The sequence below is a fragment of the Chryseobacterium sp. G0162 genome (assembly GCF_003815715.1).
GTDB lineage: Bacteria > Bacteroidota > Bacteroidia > Flavobacteriales > Weeksellaceae > Chryseobacterium.
Genome location: NZ_CP033922.1, coordinates 3022473 through 3039337 on the forward strand (window position 1 = coordinate 3022473; position 16865 = coordinate 3039337).

The window sequence follows — 16865 nt, forward strand, 5'->3', positions numbered from 1 at the left end:
ATATCGGAATCGTATTAAATTTTCTTTATCAAAAAAAAGCAAAATGTTTAATTAAGACTCTTGCATTTTAATTAATTTTGCCTTTAATTTACACCCTGTAAAATTTTAAAACAATATAATTTAGTTAAATATGGAAATGAATGTTTCAAAAAATGATGAGCAAGTAGTTGCTAGAAAGGCAGGAGGTTTAAATCCAGCTGTTATTATTCCTATTCTATTTATTATAGGAGTATGTATTTATTTATTCGTTCTTGGTAGCCCAGGAAACTTTAAAGATGCAGATAAACTAGGAAGTGGATCTGTAGCTTTCTCAAGTATTGAAGGAAAAGACATTCACCCAGAGTCGTTTTTAGGTATTATCTACAAAGGAGGAGTTATTGTACCAATCTTGATTACTTTCATGATTACGGTAATCGTTTTCTCTTTTGAAAGATATTTCGTTCTTGGTAAAGCTGCTGGAAAAGGAAACTTAGACAACTTCGTAGTACAAGTAAGAAGCTTACTAAACCAAAACAAAATCGACGAAGCTATTGAAGAGTGCGACAGACAACAAGGTTCTGTAGGTAACGTAGTAAAAGAAGGTCTTACTACTTACAAAGCTCTTGCTCACGATAACACACTAAATAAAGAGCAGAAAATGGTAGCGCTTAACAAAGCTATCGAAGAAGCTACAACTCTTGAGATGCCAATGCTTGAGAAGAACATGATGATCCTTTCTACTTTAGGTACTGTTGCAACATTAGTAGCACTACTTGGAACGGTAATCGGGATGATCAAGGCATTCTTCGCGTTAGGTTCAGGAGGTGGTACTCCAGATGCTGCTGCTCTATCTACAGGTATCTCTGAAGCCTTGATCAACACGGCATTAGGTATTGGTACTTCAGCTATCGCTATTATCCTTTATAACTTCTTTACATCTAAAATTGATGGATTAACTTACAAGATCGATGAGATCTCTATGAGCATCCAGCAGTCTTTCGCTGAATTCAACTAAGAATTAGCAAGAAATTTGCATTAGCAATTAAAAGAAGTTTAATTAAAAATATTTTATAATAATGGCGAGAGTCAAACCTAAAAGACATGGAGTAGTAACGGACATGACCGCAATGTGTGACGTTGCGTTCCTACTTCTTACGTTCTTTATCTTGACCACTCAGTTTAAAAAACCTGACGTGGAGCAGATCAAACCGCCATCTTCAATTTCGGAAAAATTGCTTCCTGATGCTAGTTTAATGACTATCAACGCTACTCCGGACGGAAAATTCTATTTCCAACCGGTAGAAAACGCATCAGAAAGAGTTGCTCTTTTGGATAAAATGGGAAAAAAGTATGGTATTACTTTTGACAATAACCAAAAAGCTGCATTCCAGAAAGTTCAGGCAATTGGAGTTCCAATGAACCAACTAAAAGGTTACTTGGATATGCCTGCAGATGAGCAGAAAAATTATAAGAGTCCTACAGGTATTCCTATGGACAGTACAAATAAGCAATTAATTGATTGGGTAAAAGAAAGTTTGAGCGTTAACCCTGACTACAAGTTAGCAATTAAAGGAGACGTTACAACTCAGTACCCTAAAGTTAAAGGTCTGTTTGAAGGTTTAAGAGATATTGATTTTCTTAAATTCTGGTTGATTACATCACAAGAAGGTAAACCTAACGAATAATATCGATAGAAATGGCAGAAGTACAAGTACAAGAAAAAGGCGGCAAGGGCGGCAAGGTCCGTTCCAAGAAGCAGAGTACCAGAGTCGATATGACTCCGATGGTGGACTTGGGTTTTCTATTGATTACCTTCTTTATGTTCACAACTACATTCAGTAAACCGAATGTTATGGACTTAGGTCTTCCGGCAAAACCAAAGCCAGATGCTCCTAAACCTCCACCAACAGAAATTAAACTTTCTAACTCAATTTCTATCTTATTAGGAAAAAACAATAGAGTTTTCTGGCACCAGCAGGATGCAACTTCCTTGAATGACCAAACTCTTATGGAAACTACTCTTGATAGAGATGGAATTAGAAAAATAATTCAGCAGGCAAAATCTAGAGCTGCAGATCAAACGAAATTTACCGTGATCATTAAGCCAACAGACGATGCTGTATATAAGAACTTTGTTGATATTCTTGACGAAATGGCAATTACTAAGAGCGAACAATACGGTGTTACCGATGTGAAGCCTTGGGAGAAAGCTGTTTATGAAAAGAAAATAGGAGGTGCTGCTGCACCGGCTGCTACAAAGTAATTTAACCATAAAATTGTATATCTAATCTATGGCAGATGAAAATGTATACGGTCAGAATCTTACTCTAGACGAAATCGTATTTGAAAATAGAAACAAGGAATATGGTGCCTATGATCTTAGACATCAGTATCCGAGACTTTTAACAAAGTCATTTATTATCGGAACAGCATTATTCCTTTTGGCAGCTTTGTCTCCGTTCATCTATCTTACGATCAAGAATCTTACAGCTCCGCCTAAGCAAGAAGTAAAGGCAGATCTTGTAGATATCCTTGAAGAAGAACCGATTATCGAGCAGCCTAAAGAAGAAGAACCACCTCCACCACCGCCACCTCCAAAAGAGGAGCCGAAAATTGAGGTTATTCAGAACGTTGTTCCTGAGCCTGTAAAAGCTCCGAAGATTGAAACTCCACCACCACCAATTTCTAAGCAGTTGGAAACTACAACTGGTTTGAATAATCAGGAGGGAGTTAAAGCTCCGGCTTATACACCACCACCGCCACCACCATCTACGGGTACAAAAACTGCAACTGTAGAAGTGAAAGCGAATAACCCTAACGAAATCTACAAAGATGTAGACCAGTCTGCAGAATATCCTGGAGGTATGGGTGCATTAAGAAAATTCTTAGGTGAAAACTTCGATACTTCATTAATGGAAGGAGGTGAAGGTACCCTTAAAGCTAAGCTTAAGTTCGTTGTAGAAAAAGACGGAACTGTTTCTGCAGTTACTATTGAAGAGAAATCTCCAAATAGCGACTTCAACAATGAAGCAATTCGTGTAGTTAAGAAACTTAAAAAGTGGACTCCTGCTAAGAGAAATGGAGAAAGCGTAAGATCTTACTATAGCGTACCATTTACTATGAACTTTGAATAATTAGACTTATTTATTCAGAATATAAATAAAAAGAGAAGCATATGCTTCTCTTTTTATTTTTTTTGGTATTTTTGTTACATGATGTTCAATTGGTTATCCCTGGTTACGGGATTGTTTTATATTGTTTTAGGAATTGTAGTCATTATCTATAAATTCTTTTTTACTATTTTAGAACCTGCTATTGCTTATGCATTGGGTGCAGTGTTGATTATTTATGGTATTTTCAGAATCTATAGAGCAGTTGCTAAAATCAAAAAATCGAAAGATGAAGAATAGTTTTAAAATTGCACTTGTCTTTGTAATAACTATTATGCTGGCAGGCTGCAAAAAAGAGGAGAAATCTCCTTCCTATAATAAAGGTGATCTTACGATTTTTACAGATGAATCTTTTCAAAGTGTTACAGAAGCATTAGCCGATGGTTATATGATTAATTATCCTGAAACACATATCAAAGTAGAAACAAAAAAAGAAGATTTAGGCTTTCTTGACCTGTTGCATGGTAATGCTAAAGTCATTGTAATGTCTAGAAACCTTACTCCTGAAGAAATAAAAACCTACGAAGAAAGAACAGACCTGAAGTTTCTTCCTGCTAAATTCGCAGCAGATGCCGTAGTTTTTGTAGTTCCAAAAGACTCTCCAAAAGAAAATATCTCAATGGATGAGATCAATAATGGACTGCTTTCCGATAATAAAGAATTTATTTTTGATGGAACAAACTCCAGTAATTTAAACTTTGTGGCTGAGAAGTTAAAAAAGCAGCCTAAAGATCTTAAATATTCTATTATTCCAGGAAATCAGAAGATCATAGAAGAACTAGGAATGTATCCTAATAAAATAGGCGTTATTGGTCTTAATACATTCAGCCGTCCCTATGATAAAGCTTCTGAAAAACTGAGAGAAATGGTTAAAGTTCTTCCGGTTGTAAATAAAGGAAAATCATATAATGCAGATTTTGAAGGACTTCGTTCTATGGAATATCCGTTTACAAGAGTTCTTTATTTCCTGGAAAACGAGGGTAATTTTAATATTGCAAACGGATTTATAAGATTTTCATGTACTCATTTAGGACAGAAAATTGTTCAGAAAGAAGGTCTACAGCCTTATAACCTGTACAAAAGAGAGGTGCAGATGCGTTAAAAAATATAATTTCACAATTTAGCTATAATAAACAAAGTATTTTGGTCTGAAAATTGTGTAGAATATAACTCAATTATTAGAAAATATAAAATGAAAGATATAATGAATATGAATGTAAAGAAGATTGCTTTTGGAGCAGCCGTGGTATTTTTTACCGGTTTTGCCTCTGCACAGACATTGCAGGATGGTATTAACAGTATAGACAGTGATAAATTTGCTCAGGCAAAAACAAACTTCACTGATATGATCGCTAAAGAGCCTACCGCTGAAAACTACTTCTATTTAGGAAATACTTTCTTAAAGCAAGGAGAGCCAGATTATGCAAAGGCTACTGAAAACTTTAATAAAGGATTAGCTGCAGATGCTAAAAGCTTTGTTAACAAAATCGGTTTAGCTACCGTAAAATTAGGAAAGGGAGATAAAAGTGCTGTTGCTGAAATTCAGAAAATAGTAACTGATTCTAAAGAAAAAGATGCTGAAGTATTATTCAGAGCAGCAGAAGCTTTAACGTTATTTGAAAAGAACAGTTCTCCGGATCTTGCGATCCAATTCCTGACTAAAGCAATTGAAAAAGCTGAGAAAAAAGGAGTTCCTGCACATTACTATTATACATTAGGAGATGCTTACAGATTAAAAAGAGCTCCGGGTGAAGCTATGTCTGCTTATGACAAAGCATTACCATTAGCTAAAAACAAAGCTTCTGTTTATACAAGAATGGCTACATTATGGATGGCTGCTCAGATATGGCAGAAAGCTAAAGAAAGTGTGGATAAGGCAATCGCTGTAGATCCTACTTATGCACCAGCATACAAAGCATTGGCAGGTTATGATATCAGATACCAGCAAAATGCAAAGGCTACACAAGATCTTATCAACTATACAAAATACGCTGACGAAGATCCATATACTTTGTTAGAGATTTCAAAACTTTATTTTACTAATGAAGATTATGCCAACTCTAAAAGCGTATTAGATAAAATTTTTGATAAAATTGAAGATCCTATCAAGTTCAAATTAAGAGCTTATCAGGATTATGCAGATAAGAACTATGCAGGTGCTAAGCAGAATATGGATACTTTCGTTTCTCAAGCAGAGAAAACAAGAGTATTGCCTGCTGACCAAGGTCTACAAGGACTTATTGCTGCAGGATTAGCAAAAGATGAAAAAGATGCTGCTAAGAAATCTGCTTTAACTACAGAATCTCAGCAGAAAATCGCTATTGCTAAAGCTGCAAAAGATGAGACGATGAAGTGGGATTTAGAATTGGCAAACATCGCTGGAGGTGGTGGTGCTTCTCAGGCTGAAGCTGATAAAGGACCTACAAACCCTGCAATTGAAGCATTGAAGAAGCAAGTAGCTGCTAACAGCCAGGATTCTGATGCTTTATTCAAATTAGCAACCGCTTACCAGGATGTTAAAAACTGGAACGGAGCTATCCTTACATGGCAGAAAATGTCAGCGCTTCTTCCTGATTGGGCTCCGGCTTACTACAGCCAGGGATATTCTTACCAACAGGCAGGAAACAACGATGCTGCTAAAATTGCTTACGAAAAGTTCATCAGTACTGTAAAACCTGCTGATCAGGAAGCTAATAAGCAGACTCTTGCATATGCTTACTTTGCGGTAGCTTATATGAGCAAAGATTCTGATGTAGCAAAAGCAAAAGATTATGTTGCCAAATCTTTACAGTTAGATCCTACTTATCAGGATGCTGTAAAACTAAATGCAGAGATCAACAAGTAATTTAAAATTTAAATTATAGATATTAAAACTTCCCATTCGTAATGTTTGGGAAGTTTTTATTTTAAACCTTATCTTTGATTATATGAAAATCGATATACTTGCTTTTGGAGCACACCCTGATGATGTAGAATTAGGATGTGGAGGTACTATTGCCAAAATGGTTTCTGAAGGAAAAAAATGTGTTGTAGTAGATCTTACCAGAGGAGAACTCGGGACAAGAGGTACAGATGAAACAAGAAAGGCAGAAGCGGCAGATGCAGCAAAAATTCTTGGACTCTCCGCAAGAGAAAATCTGGGAATGAAAGATGGCTTTTTGGTGAATTCCGAAGAATACCAAATGAGGATTGTAAAAATGATCCGCAAATACAGACCGGAAATCGTCTTAGCGAATGCAATTGATGATAGACATCCGGATCATGCAAAAGGAGCGAAATTAGTGTCGGATGCGTGCTTTTTGTCCGGATTGAGAAAAATAGAGACCGTAGTAGATGGAGAAGCTCAGGAAGTCTGGAGGCCTAAACATGTTTTTCATTATATTCAGTGGAAAGACATCAAGCCGGAGTTCGTTATTGACATTTCAGAATTCCTGGATAAAAAGATTGCATCATGTATGGCATATAAAACTCAGTTTTATGACCCAACTTCTAAAGAACCTGAGACTCCAATTACCACCAAAGACTTTTTTGAAAGCTTAACATACCGAGCACAGGATTTAGGCCGATTATCGGGAGTTACTTATGCTGAGGGTTTTACGTCGGAAAGATTAATTTCTTTGAAAAATTTTGATGGAATTGTTTGGTAGTTGAGGAAATTGTCCTATATTTGCACTCAGAAAACGGTGATTGTAGCTCAGTTGGTTAGAGCGTCGGATTGTGGTTCCGAAGGTCGGGGGTTCGAGACCCCTCATTCACCCAAAGAAAGTACACTTTTTGAAAGTGTACTTTTTTATTTTATACCTGTTTTGATGGTGAAATAATCCTTATTTTTTATCTTTTTCCCATAAGCTTTTCCCTGCTATCTACTCATACTCCTCACGTCAGTACCTAAAAATGGCATTGCTTGTTAGGTGCAATCGTTTTATCGGAGCTAAATTAATGAGTAATGACAATAAATAATGAGTTATAAGTATTAGCCTTTCTTTTTATCTGTATTTACAATTCATCTTTTATTTCCATTTTCTTGATATTCGTCATAAAATCTCAAATTGATCTAATAGCGCTGAAAAATTTCATTATCTTTAGTCCACACTAAGTTCAAATATGGATATAAAAGTCACTGTAAAGCAGTTAGGCAGGAAACATCCTGTTCTTTCGGAATAAAAAATTGAAATCGATTACGAAGATTCAGTTATCTCCTTAGAAAATTTATTAAAGCTCGTCGTTCATCAGCAGGTAGCAGAGTTTAATGCTCAGTCATTCGAGCTTGAAGATGAAGATTATACCAAAATTCCAACGGACAATTATCTGAATATCCTTACAGATACCGGTAAGGTAGGTTTTGGAAGTATTTATAATCTTAAAAAAGCAGATGTGCAAAAAGCTCAGGATAATGCCATTCAGGCATTTGAAGACGGTATGTTTGCTGTTTTTTATAATGATGAACAACTTGAAAACCTTGACCAATCTATAGATCTAAGTCTACGACACCTATTTACCTTTATCAGGCTTGCATTTCTGGCAGGGAGTTATTGGTAAGCAAACCATACTAACAAACAAAATACATGGAAATCACAAAAAAATTAGAATCGAAAAAACTAATTAAAAACTTTTATGAAAAGCAGCGAAAAGACCTATTGGAACATTCGGAACAAGGGACTGTTTCTTCGCTTTTTCCAGACAGGCCGATTCTTACAAAAGAAGTAGGGGAACTAGGCAAATTGCTGAAAGGTAAACCTAATTATTTCGAGAGAGTAAATTTAGGTTCAAAAGAATTTGAAAAGCTCAAAGAATTTGTCAAACCTGATATCTGGGAAGATCAGGAGTATTATAATCTATTGATTTATCTTTTTGGAAACAATGCAGACCTGGTAAAATATGCATGGAACAAAATGCCTTACAAAATGTATCAGAGCAGTTATTTCAGACGTTCGTTCAGGGCTCCTCATAGTGAACATTATGTATTGCTTAATCAGATCAATTTAATCCGGGAACTGATGATATTCCCTTGTGTTTACTCTTATAATGGTGATGAAAATTTTAATTTGTCTTTAGAAGAGCAAATTATTTATGATAATGAATTCGTTCATAACTCAAGCCGCTTTTATGTTTGGTCTGCCGCAATAGATACTGGAAATACAGCCATCTATCAACTGATTGAGGATATTATTTTCAATAAACATCCTGAAGGAAAAATCTCTCAGAATATTATTAAGGCTTTACTCAATAGTGAGCAGAAGAAGTGCTGGGAATTGGTTGAAAAGCTTTTGCTGGCTGCTCAAAGACAGGAAGGTCTGCGTCAGACGATTCTGGAAGCTTTGGATGAAACAAGCATCGGGGCTTTGGAATATATGACGAATGTAATTATTGAGCAAAAACTTACCCGATTTTCATCTGTTGTAAGAGCTATAGATACCTGGACCGGTTTAGGCTGGGAAGCAGAAAAAGAATCTGTAATAAAGAATATTCTGTCATTGGCAGATTATTATTTTAAAAACCCGACAGAAATTTCATCAGCGGTAAAAAGTAAGAATAATAACGAAGTCTATATGGCCCTTTGGGTACAGGCAGTATGGGATGTTGAAAAAACAGTTCCTTATCTGCATGAACTATTTGATAAAGGTGATACGGAAAAGAAATGCCTGGCGGTTAAATTTGCTACAGAAACAGCTGATCCTTACATTCAGATGCCATTGTATTATAAAGCGGTATTGGATGGCAACTTAGAAGTATTGGCTTTTGCCGGTGACCCTATGTCTACATTACTGTGCGCTAATACAGAAACAAAATTTTTTATCAATAATGGAGATTATCAGGAATTCTTTGAAAAACTTCATGAACTGACGCAAAAGATTGAGGTAAAGGAAAAGAAGTTTGAAGGAAAGATATTTTCGTGGCTAAATGTTACTTTCAAAAAAAGCGATCTGTATGCTTCTATGTTTTATTTGGTAGGAGAGGATACCAATAAGCTGGATCTGCTACTTTCTTATTTCGAGCAATTTGACCTTTCATTACGTGAATTATTGGCCCGGAATATATTACGCGAGTTTTATTGTTATTCCCTGTCATACGCAACAGGAAAAAAGAAGCTGAAAGTAACGGCTTCCCAAAAAGAATTTGCTTTTAAAATTTTAAAAGACAGAGGAGAAGCACTGGTAGCCTCAGGAATTAATGTATTGTTGCAGGACCCTTTAAATACTGAAGAAATCATGGTTTTCTTTGATCTCTTTAAAAGAAAGGGGGGTGTACTTCGTAAAAAGCTTGTAGAGCTTGTCATGGAGCAGGAAGATGGTGTTGTTACTCCATTGGTTGAGGAATTGATGAATAAAGGTGACCTGGAACAGCGTGCAGCCTCATTGGATATTATGCTTCAGCTTCAAAAGGAAAAAAGAGTATCCAGCCAGATTACTAACTGGACTCAACAATATGCTGAAAGGTCAAAAATAACGGAAAGAGAGCAAGGTTTATTGGATCAGATTCATCCATCCGGAGATCATACTGTTCTTTCTGAAGATAATGGATATGGTTTTTATGATCCTAATATAGTCTCAACGTTTGCGTTGCCAAAGGTAGAGCCAAATTCGGTATATGCACTGGCTACTGAAAAAGATAAATATGGGTTTACAAAATCTTTGGATGATATAAAAGCAGCAATAAAGAAGCTTAATGATTTATTCCTTCAACATAAAGACCATGAATATGAAGCTGATGAATGGGATGGCTCTGTAACAACTTTATTGATGGGGAATACTTTCCGTCAAATCAAACGAAATACAGATGGTTTTACTTCTGAACAATTGGCAGAAAATTATCCTCTGCATGAGGTTTGGGAACAATGGTATCTGGATTCAGGTTTACAGCCGAGAGATTTATTTTTATTGACATTGGCTGAGAGTTGTGACAGAAAAATTTTCAGGGATTTTATGGAGAATTATGTATTCTACTACAAAGATGTTTTAATAAATCCTCTGAAAGGAAGATATGCATGGGAAAATCCAATCATCATGATTCTGCAGTCGTTAAAGGATAAATTCGTATTCGAAAAGCGCGTAGATTTTGCATTAGATGCTGCCAGTACTGTTTTTGCTAATCTTCCTGAAAGCATTATCAACTATAAAGGAAAAGATAGTAATGATTATTACTATCAGGATCAGGGAAATGGTTGGCAGAAGCTTGATTTTTTCATGCCTTTCTTATGGGCTGTTCCACAGATGAACCTTACCGATGAACAGCATATCAAGCAATGGAATTTATACCGATGGATGCAGTATAACGGTTTGAAAGAAAATATTAAAAAATCTGTGCCTAATTTCTATTTCTTCTGTAAAGCATATGAATTAAAACTCATCACAAAGGAAGAACTGTATGAAGGGATTCTGACAGCCGATTCAGCAATAAGAGAACTTACAACGGTGAAAATTAATCATTATAACAAAGAAAAATATCTTGAGCGATTTCCTTTCCTGAAGCCTATGATTGCTGAAATTCAGGAGAAATTCCTTGATATTGAACTTATCCGTGGGGATGCGAATACAGCTGTATCTCACTTTGTACAGGATTTTCAGACGATATATGGTGCTCAGCGTTTTGCCCAGATTCTGAAAGGGCTAGGCAAATCAGGATTATATGCTAATTATATATACAGTTATGGTCATGAAAGTATGACCAAGCAAAAGCTCTTCTCTAAATTAATTTCGAATTCTTATCCTTTAGAAACTGATACTCAGAAAGCTTTTGATGAAGTCATGAAGAAAGAGAAAATTTCTGAGCTTCGCTTGATTCAGGCAGCGGTTTATGCGCCGCAATGGCAATCACTAGTCAGTAATTATTTAGGCTGGAAAGGCTTGGATTCTGCGATTTGGTGGATGCACGCTCATACCAAAACCGGAGCTTATGAAGAACAGAATGCAAAACTGGAAAGTGAGGTGGCTAAATATTCATCCGTAGATATTCAGGAGTTTAAAGATGGAGCTGTGGACAAAGATTGGTTTACAAAAGCCTATAAAGAATTAGGAAAAGCCCGTTGGGAGATGTTGTATGAATCTGCAAAATATATATCAGACGGAAACGGGCACCGAAGAGCAAGACTGTATTCCGATACTTTGTCCGGAAGTTTAAAGATCAAAGAAGTTACGGCTAAAGTTAAAGATAAACGTGACCAGGATTATTTTCGCGTGTATGGATTGGTACCATTAAGCAAAACAAATCCGGAGAAAGATGTATTGGGCAGATATGAGTATATCCAACAGTTCAAAAAAGAGAGTAAAGAGTTTGGCTCCATGAAACAGGCAAGCGAAGCTTTAGCAATTCGCGTAGCTCTTGAAAATCTGGCAAGAAATGCTGGCTATCCTGATCCGATAAGATTGACTTGGGCTATGGAAACCAAACAAATTCAAGCACTTCTATCAAAAGAAACTCAAGTGACCATTGACGGAGTGACCGTAGGTTTAATCATAGAAGATAATGGAAAAGCGGAGCTAGTTGTATTCAGGGATGATAAACAGCTGAAATCTATTCCTCCGAAAATTAAGAAAGATAAAGCCATTGTGGAATTAACCAATAACCGTAAGATCATGCGTGAGCAATGGACCCGTTCCAGAAAAGGATTGGAAGAAGCGATGATAAGAGGCGATGAATTCTTCTTAAAAGAAATTAAAACCCTTTTTGAACATCCGGTTATTGTAAAACATTTAGAAAAGCTTGTCTTCATTTCCAATGACCATAAAATAGGTTTCTACCATGATGGAGGTCTTGTCAATACTCATGGTGAGATCCAGGAGTTAAATGAAGAAAACACTTTACGTATTGCCCATTGTGTAGATCTGCATGAACATTCAGTTTGGAGTGATTACCAGCATTATTGTTTTAAAGAAAAACTGATTCAGCCGTTCAAACAGATTTTCAGAGAGCTATATGTTCCTACTCCTGATGAATTGAAAGAGAAATCTATTTCCCGTAGATATGCAGGACATCAGATTCAGCCTAAACAGACCTTGGCATTGCTTAAAACAAGAGGATGGAAGGTAGATTATGAGGAAGGACTACAGAAAGTATATCACAAAGAAGGCTTCCAGGTGAAATTATATGCTATGGCAGACTGGTTCTCACCAGCAGATATAGAAGGCCCAACCCTGGAAACTATAGAATTTCATTCATTAAAGGATTATAAGAATATTCCTTTTGAAGATATTAATCCAAGATTGTTCTCGGAAGTAATGCGGGATGTAGATTTGGTAGTGTCAGTGGCACATGTAGGAAGTGTAGATCCGGAAGCCAGTCATTCATCCATCGAAATGAGAGCGGTATTGATGAAGGAAACAGCACGCTTATTTAAATTAGATAATGTGAGAATTGAAGGTTCACATGTATTGATAAAAGGGCAGATGGCTGAATATAGTGTACATTTAGGAAGTGCGGTTGTTCATCAGACTCCGGGCAGATATTTATCCATTCTTCCGGTACATTCCCAGCATAGAGGAAGAATATTCCTGCCTTTTGCAGATGATGACCCGAAATCAGCAGAAGTATTGTCTAAAGTATTAATGCTGGCTAAAGACAATGAAATACAAGATCCAACCATATTATCGCAAATCAAGCGAGAGTATGTATAAATGAAAACAAAAAGGTATGCTTTTAAAGTGTACCTTTTATTTTTGCCATAAGCCAATTTTAGGGCATAAAAAAAGCATCTTTTTCAGATGCTTGTGTTTTTAGATATTCTTTTTTTAAACTTCGTCGTCAGAATCTATTGTGAATGATCTGCTTTTGAAATCTTTGTCATGTTTTTCTGAAATTACATCCTCACCCTTTTCATTAATGATGAAATCTGTGGACTCATTAAACATCTCCTGAAAACTCTTAAAATCTTCCTTGTAAAGGTAAATTTTATGCTTCTCGAATGTAGCTTCCCCATTCTCTCCGAAATTTTTCTTACTCTCAGTGATTGTAAGATAATAATCTCCTGCTTTCGTCTCGCGCACATCAAAGAAATAAGTTCTTCTCCCTGCTTTTAACACCTTAGTGAAAATCTCATTTTCATGGCGTTCCTTGTATTCACTCATTGTTAGATATTTTTTAATCTTGTTAAGAACAAATATAAAAGAATTCTTTTAATCACAAAATTTTTTTTATGATTTATTTAACAATTAGGAATGAAACCGCTAAGCGGTTACAGAATTAGCAATTTCGGTAAGGTTGATTATCTGATGTGCTTTTTGAGCGCTAGACTCTCTGTGTGTGATAATTATGGAGGTCGCATTACTGATTTTTCGATCAATATTTTCAAGAATATTCTGCTCCGTTTCGGTGTCTAAAGCAGACAGAGAATCGTCAAAAATAATGATATTTGGGTCCTTAATTAAGGCTCTTGCAATACAAATTCTTTGCTTTTGTCCCCCTGAAAGCATTACCCCGCGTTCACCCACAAGTGTTTTATATTGCTCCTTAAACTCAACAATATTTTTGTGAACATCTGCAATCTGAGCATACTCAATTACCTTTTCATGCGATGGATGATCAATTGCAAATCCAATGTTATTTTCAATGGAATCAGAGAATAAATAACTCTCCTGAGGAATGTATCCGATAAAGTTTCTGTAGTTCTCGAGATTATGTTCTTTCAGGTTTTTACCGTCAATTAGGATTTCCCCTTCAGTAGGATCAATCAGCCTACATAAAAGCAGGGCAATGGTAGATTTTCCACTTCCGGTTTTTCCCATAATGGCAAGGGATTCTCCGGCTTTAATTTTAAAGCTCAAATTCTCCAGCGCTTTGATACCGGTATTAGGATAAACATAAGATACATTCCTGAACTCTATATCTCCTTTAATAGGATACGTCTCAAAGTTGGTATTAATGATCTCAGATTTTTTGTGCATAAACTCATTGATCCTTTGCATAGAAGCCTCAGCTCTCTGATTTACGGAAGTTACCCATCCTACCATAGAAAACGGAAAGATCAAAGTGTTAATATACATGAAGAAATCCGCGATTTTACCAATACTCAATTCTCCCGCAATATATTTTGTTCCTCCAATCCAGATAATGGCAACATTCAGCAACCCAATTACAAACAAGATAATAGTGAAGAAATAAGCTTCTGTTTTGGCAAGATCTAATGCCTTATTCTGGTAATCGGTGACTTTTATTCCATAGTTTTTTTGAATATATTTTTCTCGTGCAAAAAATTTCACCACACGAATTCCTGAAAAACTGTCCTGTACAAAAGTTGAAATAGCAGACTGGCTTTTCTGCATGATCTTCGACTTTTTATTGATGATTGAACTTACCTTATAAATAGCGAGTGATAAAATGGGAAGTGGAAGCAAGGTCCATAAAGTCATGGAAGCATCCGTTTTTACCATATAAATAGCTGTAATAAGAACAAGAACAATTAAGTTAGCCACATACATTACCCCTGGTCCAAGGTACATTCTGACTGCCACTACATCTTCACTTAATCTGTTCATTAGATCTCCGATGGTCGTCTGCTTATAATCCGTTAAAGATAAATCCTGATAATGTCTGTAGATTTTGTTCTTCAGCTCATATTCAATTCTTCTGGAGGCAACGATGATGGTTTGTCGCATCATGAAAGTGAAGACTCCAGTTAAAAGTGAACATCCTACAATGATTCCCACATAGATAAGTACCTGTTGATTGAAACCGAGATTCCCGCTTTTAGTGAGTTCATCTACGGATTTTCCTACAAACTGAACTTTATATATATTGAAAAAATTACTGGCAATGATGAATAGTACCCCCCAAAACAAAAGTATTTTGTGTTTCCAAAAATAGGGGTTTAAGGTTTTTAGCGCTTTCATATAGTTTCACAAAATTACAAAAATGTCATCAGACTACGAATTCAATCAATTTTAAATTTTGTATCTTTGCAGTCATTAAAAAGCTCTTTGAATGTTAGGAAGACGACAAATTCGTGAAAAAGTAGTACAGGCAGTGTATTCATACTACCAAAACCCTGTAAAATTTGATGTTTTAGAGAAAAACATGTTCGCTGGAATAGAGAAAATCTATTATCTCTATATCTATCAGCTTAATTTTTTAGTAGGTCTAAAAGAATTAGCTGAGCATCAAATTGAAATCGGTAAGAATAAATACCTTAAAACCGATGCTGATATTAATCCTAACCAAAAATTCATCAACAACCAGATATTGCTTAAACTTGAAGAAAATCCAGAAAGATTATTCTTCACAGGCCAACATAAGCAGCTGAAGTGGGATATGCATGATGATTTATTGGTAAAGACTTTCCAAAGAATTACTGCAGGAAAACGTTATCAGGATTTCATGAAAGAAGAAGGATTTTCTTTTGAAGACGATCAAAAGTTTATCGGGAAATTATTCTTAAGATATATTGCTGAAAATGATGATTTCCATGATTATCTGGGAGATAAGGAGCTATCATGGTATGACGATATCCATATTGCCAATTCAATGGTACAAAAAACAATCGGATTCCTAAGAGAAGATGAAGAAAGCAGAACTTTAATCAAAATGATTAAAGATGAAGACGACAAGAGTTTCGCAGCTAAATTATTGAAAGATACCCTGAATAACTGGGAAAACAATGAGAAGAAGCTGGAAGAAAGATTGGAAAACTGGGATCTTGAAAGAATTTCCCTGATGGACAAAGTGATCTTGTCAACAGCTATTGCAGAGCTTGATAACTTTGCCTTAACACCTTCAAGAGTTATTATTAATGAATATATCGAAATTGCAAAAGTATTTGCTACAGACCGTTCGAATATCTTCATTAATGGTATTTTAGATAAATATTGTAAAGATCAAAATAGAATATAAAATGAAAAAGACGTTATCAATTATCGCCTTGTCAATTATAGGCTTTGGATTAGTTTCTTGTAAAAAAGAAAACAAAGAAACTCAAAGCCCTGAAGCTGTAGCTACTGATTCTACAGCTGCAGGAACTCCGGTAACAGCTGACTCTGCTGCTACATCTGTAACAGGAGAAGCTCCTGCAGCAGCAACACCGGTTTCTAATGCGCCTTCTACTTCTGTTGCTTTATCTGAAAGCGCCTTCGATTTTGGAAAAATCAAAAAAGGAGACAAAGTAGAACACGTATATGAAATTACCAATACAGGAAAGAATCCATTGGTTATTTCTGAAGTAAAGCCTGGATGTGGATGTACTGCTCCAGATTTTACAAAAGAGCCTATCATGCCAGGTAAAAAAGGAAAAATTACATTGCACTTTGATTCTTCAAACTTCGATGGAAACGTTCAGAAATCTGCTGATGTTTTTGCTAACGTAGAGAAATCTCCAATTCAATTAACGTTCACTGCGAACATTCAACCATAATTTTAAAAATATGTTGACATTATTTTTACAGGCACAGCCACAAGGTTCTTCATCTATGATGCTGATTATGATGGGTGTGATGTTTGTAGGGTTTTATTTCCTGATGATCAGACCTCAAATGAAGAAGCAGAAACAGGAAAAAAACTTTCAGGAAGAACTTAAGGTAGGAACTAGAGTCGTACTTACATCCGGTCTTCACGGAAGAATTGCCCAAGTTCAGGATGACGGTTTTATTATTGAAACATTATCCGGAAAGCTAAAGTTTGAAAAAGCTGCAGTTTCCAGAGAAATGACTCAAAGCCGTTTCGGAGATAAGGCAAAAACTGCTGAAAAATCAGCAGACAACAAAGAAACAGTAACTGAAGAAAAGAAATAATTTA

General features: G+C 35.9%; 15 protein-coding genes and 1 tRNA gene. 14 read left to right on the plus strand and 2 right to left on the minus strand.

Features of this window, described 5'->3' with window-relative positions; all coding sequences use genetic code 11:
- The first annotated feature begins 130 nt into the window (after positions 1-130).
- The 11 genes from EG344_RS13740 to EG344_RS13785 all read left to right on the plus strand — a co-directional run bounded on the left by EG344_RS13740 (position 131) and on the right by EG344_RS13785 (position 12760).
- Positions 131-994, plus strand: a complete 864-nt coding sequence (locus EG344_RS13740) for a MotA/TolQ/ExbB proton channel family protein (RefSeq protein ID WP_123909905.1) — start codon at positions 131-133, stop codon at positions 992-994.
- Between the two features lie 61 nt (positions 995-1055).
- On the plus strand, positions 1056-1664 hold the full coding sequence (locus tag EG344_RS13745) for an ExbD/TolR family protein (protein ID WP_123909906.1): 609 nt from the start codon (positions 1056-1058) through the stop codon (positions 1662-1664).
- Positions 1665-1675: 11 nt separating this feature from the next.
- Positions 1676-2242, plus strand: a complete 567-nt coding sequence (locus EG344_RS13750) for an ExbD/TolR family protein (RefSeq protein WP_123909907.1) — start codon at positions 1676-1678, stop codon at positions 2240-2242.
- A gap of 28 nt (positions 2243-2270) precedes the next feature.
- Positions 2271-3113: an energy transducer TonB gene (locus tag EG344_RS13755; RefSeq protein ID WP_123909908.1), complete on the plus strand. Its 843-nt coding sequence runs from the start codon at positions 2271-2273 to the stop codon at positions 3111-3113.
- A 78-nt stretch (positions 3114-3191) separates the two neighbouring features.
- Positions 3192-3389 (plus strand): DUF308 domain-containing protein, encoded by a 198-nt coding sequence (locus EG344_RS13760; protein WP_185145561.1) that lies wholly within the window; start codon positions 3192-3194, stop codon positions 3387-3389.
- Positions 3379-4251: a PstS family phosphate ABC transporter substrate-binding protein gene (locus EG344_RS13765; RefSeq protein WP_123909909.1), complete on the plus strand. Its 873-nt coding sequence runs from the start codon at positions 3379-3381 to the stop codon at positions 4249-4251. Before EG344_RS13760 ends, EG344_RS13765 begins: the two co-directional genes overlap by 11 nt.
- 90 nt (positions 4252-4341) lie before the next feature.
- The gene (locus tag EG344_RS13770; protein WP_123909910.1) at positions 4342-5994 is read left to right on the plus strand and encodes a tetratricopeptide repeat protein; all 1653 of its coding nucleotides are present in this window, start codon (positions 4342-4344) and stop codon (positions 5992-5994) included.
- Positions 5995-6076: 82 nt separating this feature from the next.
- Entirely contained in the window at positions 6077-6796 is a 720-nt protein-coding gene (bshB1, locus tag EG344_RS13775) for a bacillithiol biosynthesis deacetylase BshB1 (RefSeq protein WP_123909911.1), read from the plus strand.
- 35 nt (positions 6797-6831) lie between these two features.
- A tRNA-His gene (locus tag EG344_RS13780) sits at positions 6832-6907 on the plus strand.
- 616 nt (positions 6908-7523) lie between these two features.
- Positions 7524-7688: a hypothetical protein gene (locus EG344_RS23955; RefSeq protein WP_164464437.1), complete on the plus strand. Its 165-nt coding sequence runs from the start codon at positions 7524-7526 to the stop codon at positions 7686-7688.
- Between the two features lie 26 nt (positions 7689-7714).
- Positions 7715-12760 carry a DUF4132 domain-containing protein gene (locus EG344_RS13785; protein ID WP_123909912.1) on the plus strand — a complete coding sequence of 1682 codons (5046 nt, stop codon included), beginning with the start codon at positions 7715-7717 and terminating at the stop codon, positions 12758-12760.
- Positions 12761-12874: 114 nt separating this feature from the next.
- Here the strand turns inward: EG344_RS13785 and EG344_RS13790 are convergent, their stop codons facing one another.
- Both EG344_RS13790 and EG344_RS13795 read right to left on the minus strand, forming a co-directional pair.
- Positions 12875-13210: a DUF3276 family protein gene (locus EG344_RS13790; RefSeq protein ID WP_027375472.1), complete on the minus strand. Its 336-nt coding sequence runs from the start codon at positions 13208-13210 to the stop codon at positions 12875-12877.
- 99 nt (positions 13211-13309) lie between these two features.
- Positions 13310-14971 (minus strand): ABC transporter ATP-binding protein, encoded by a 1662-nt coding sequence (locus tag EG344_RS13795; protein WP_123909913.1) that lies wholly within the window; start codon positions 14969-14971, stop codon positions 13310-13312.
- Between the two features lie 91 nt (positions 14972-15062).
- Here EG344_RS13795 and nusB point away from each other — a divergent pair, with 91 nt between their 5' ends.
- Genes nusB through yajC form a run of 3 tightly spaced genes read left to right on the plus strand, consistent with a single transcriptional unit; the run spans position 15063 to position 16861 of the window.
- The gene (nusB, locus tag EG344_RS13800; protein ID WP_123909914.1) at positions 15063-15968 is read left to right on the plus strand and encodes a transcription antitermination factor NusB; all 906 of its coding nucleotides are present in this window, start codon (positions 15063-15065) and stop codon (positions 15966-15968) included.
- Position 15969: 1 nt separating this feature from the next.
- Positions 15970-16485 (plus strand): DUF1573 domain-containing protein, encoded by a 516-nt coding sequence (locus EG344_RS13805; protein WP_123909915.1) that lies wholly within the window; start codon positions 15970-15972, stop codon positions 16483-16485.
- A 10-nt stretch (positions 16486-16495) separates the two neighbouring features.
- On the plus strand, positions 16496-16861 hold the full coding sequence (gene yajC / locus EG344_RS13810; RefSeq protein WP_123857925.1) for a preprotein translocase subunit YajC: 366 nt from the start codon (positions 16496-16498) through the stop codon (positions 16859-16861).
- Positions 16862-16865: the final 4 nt, after the last annotated feature.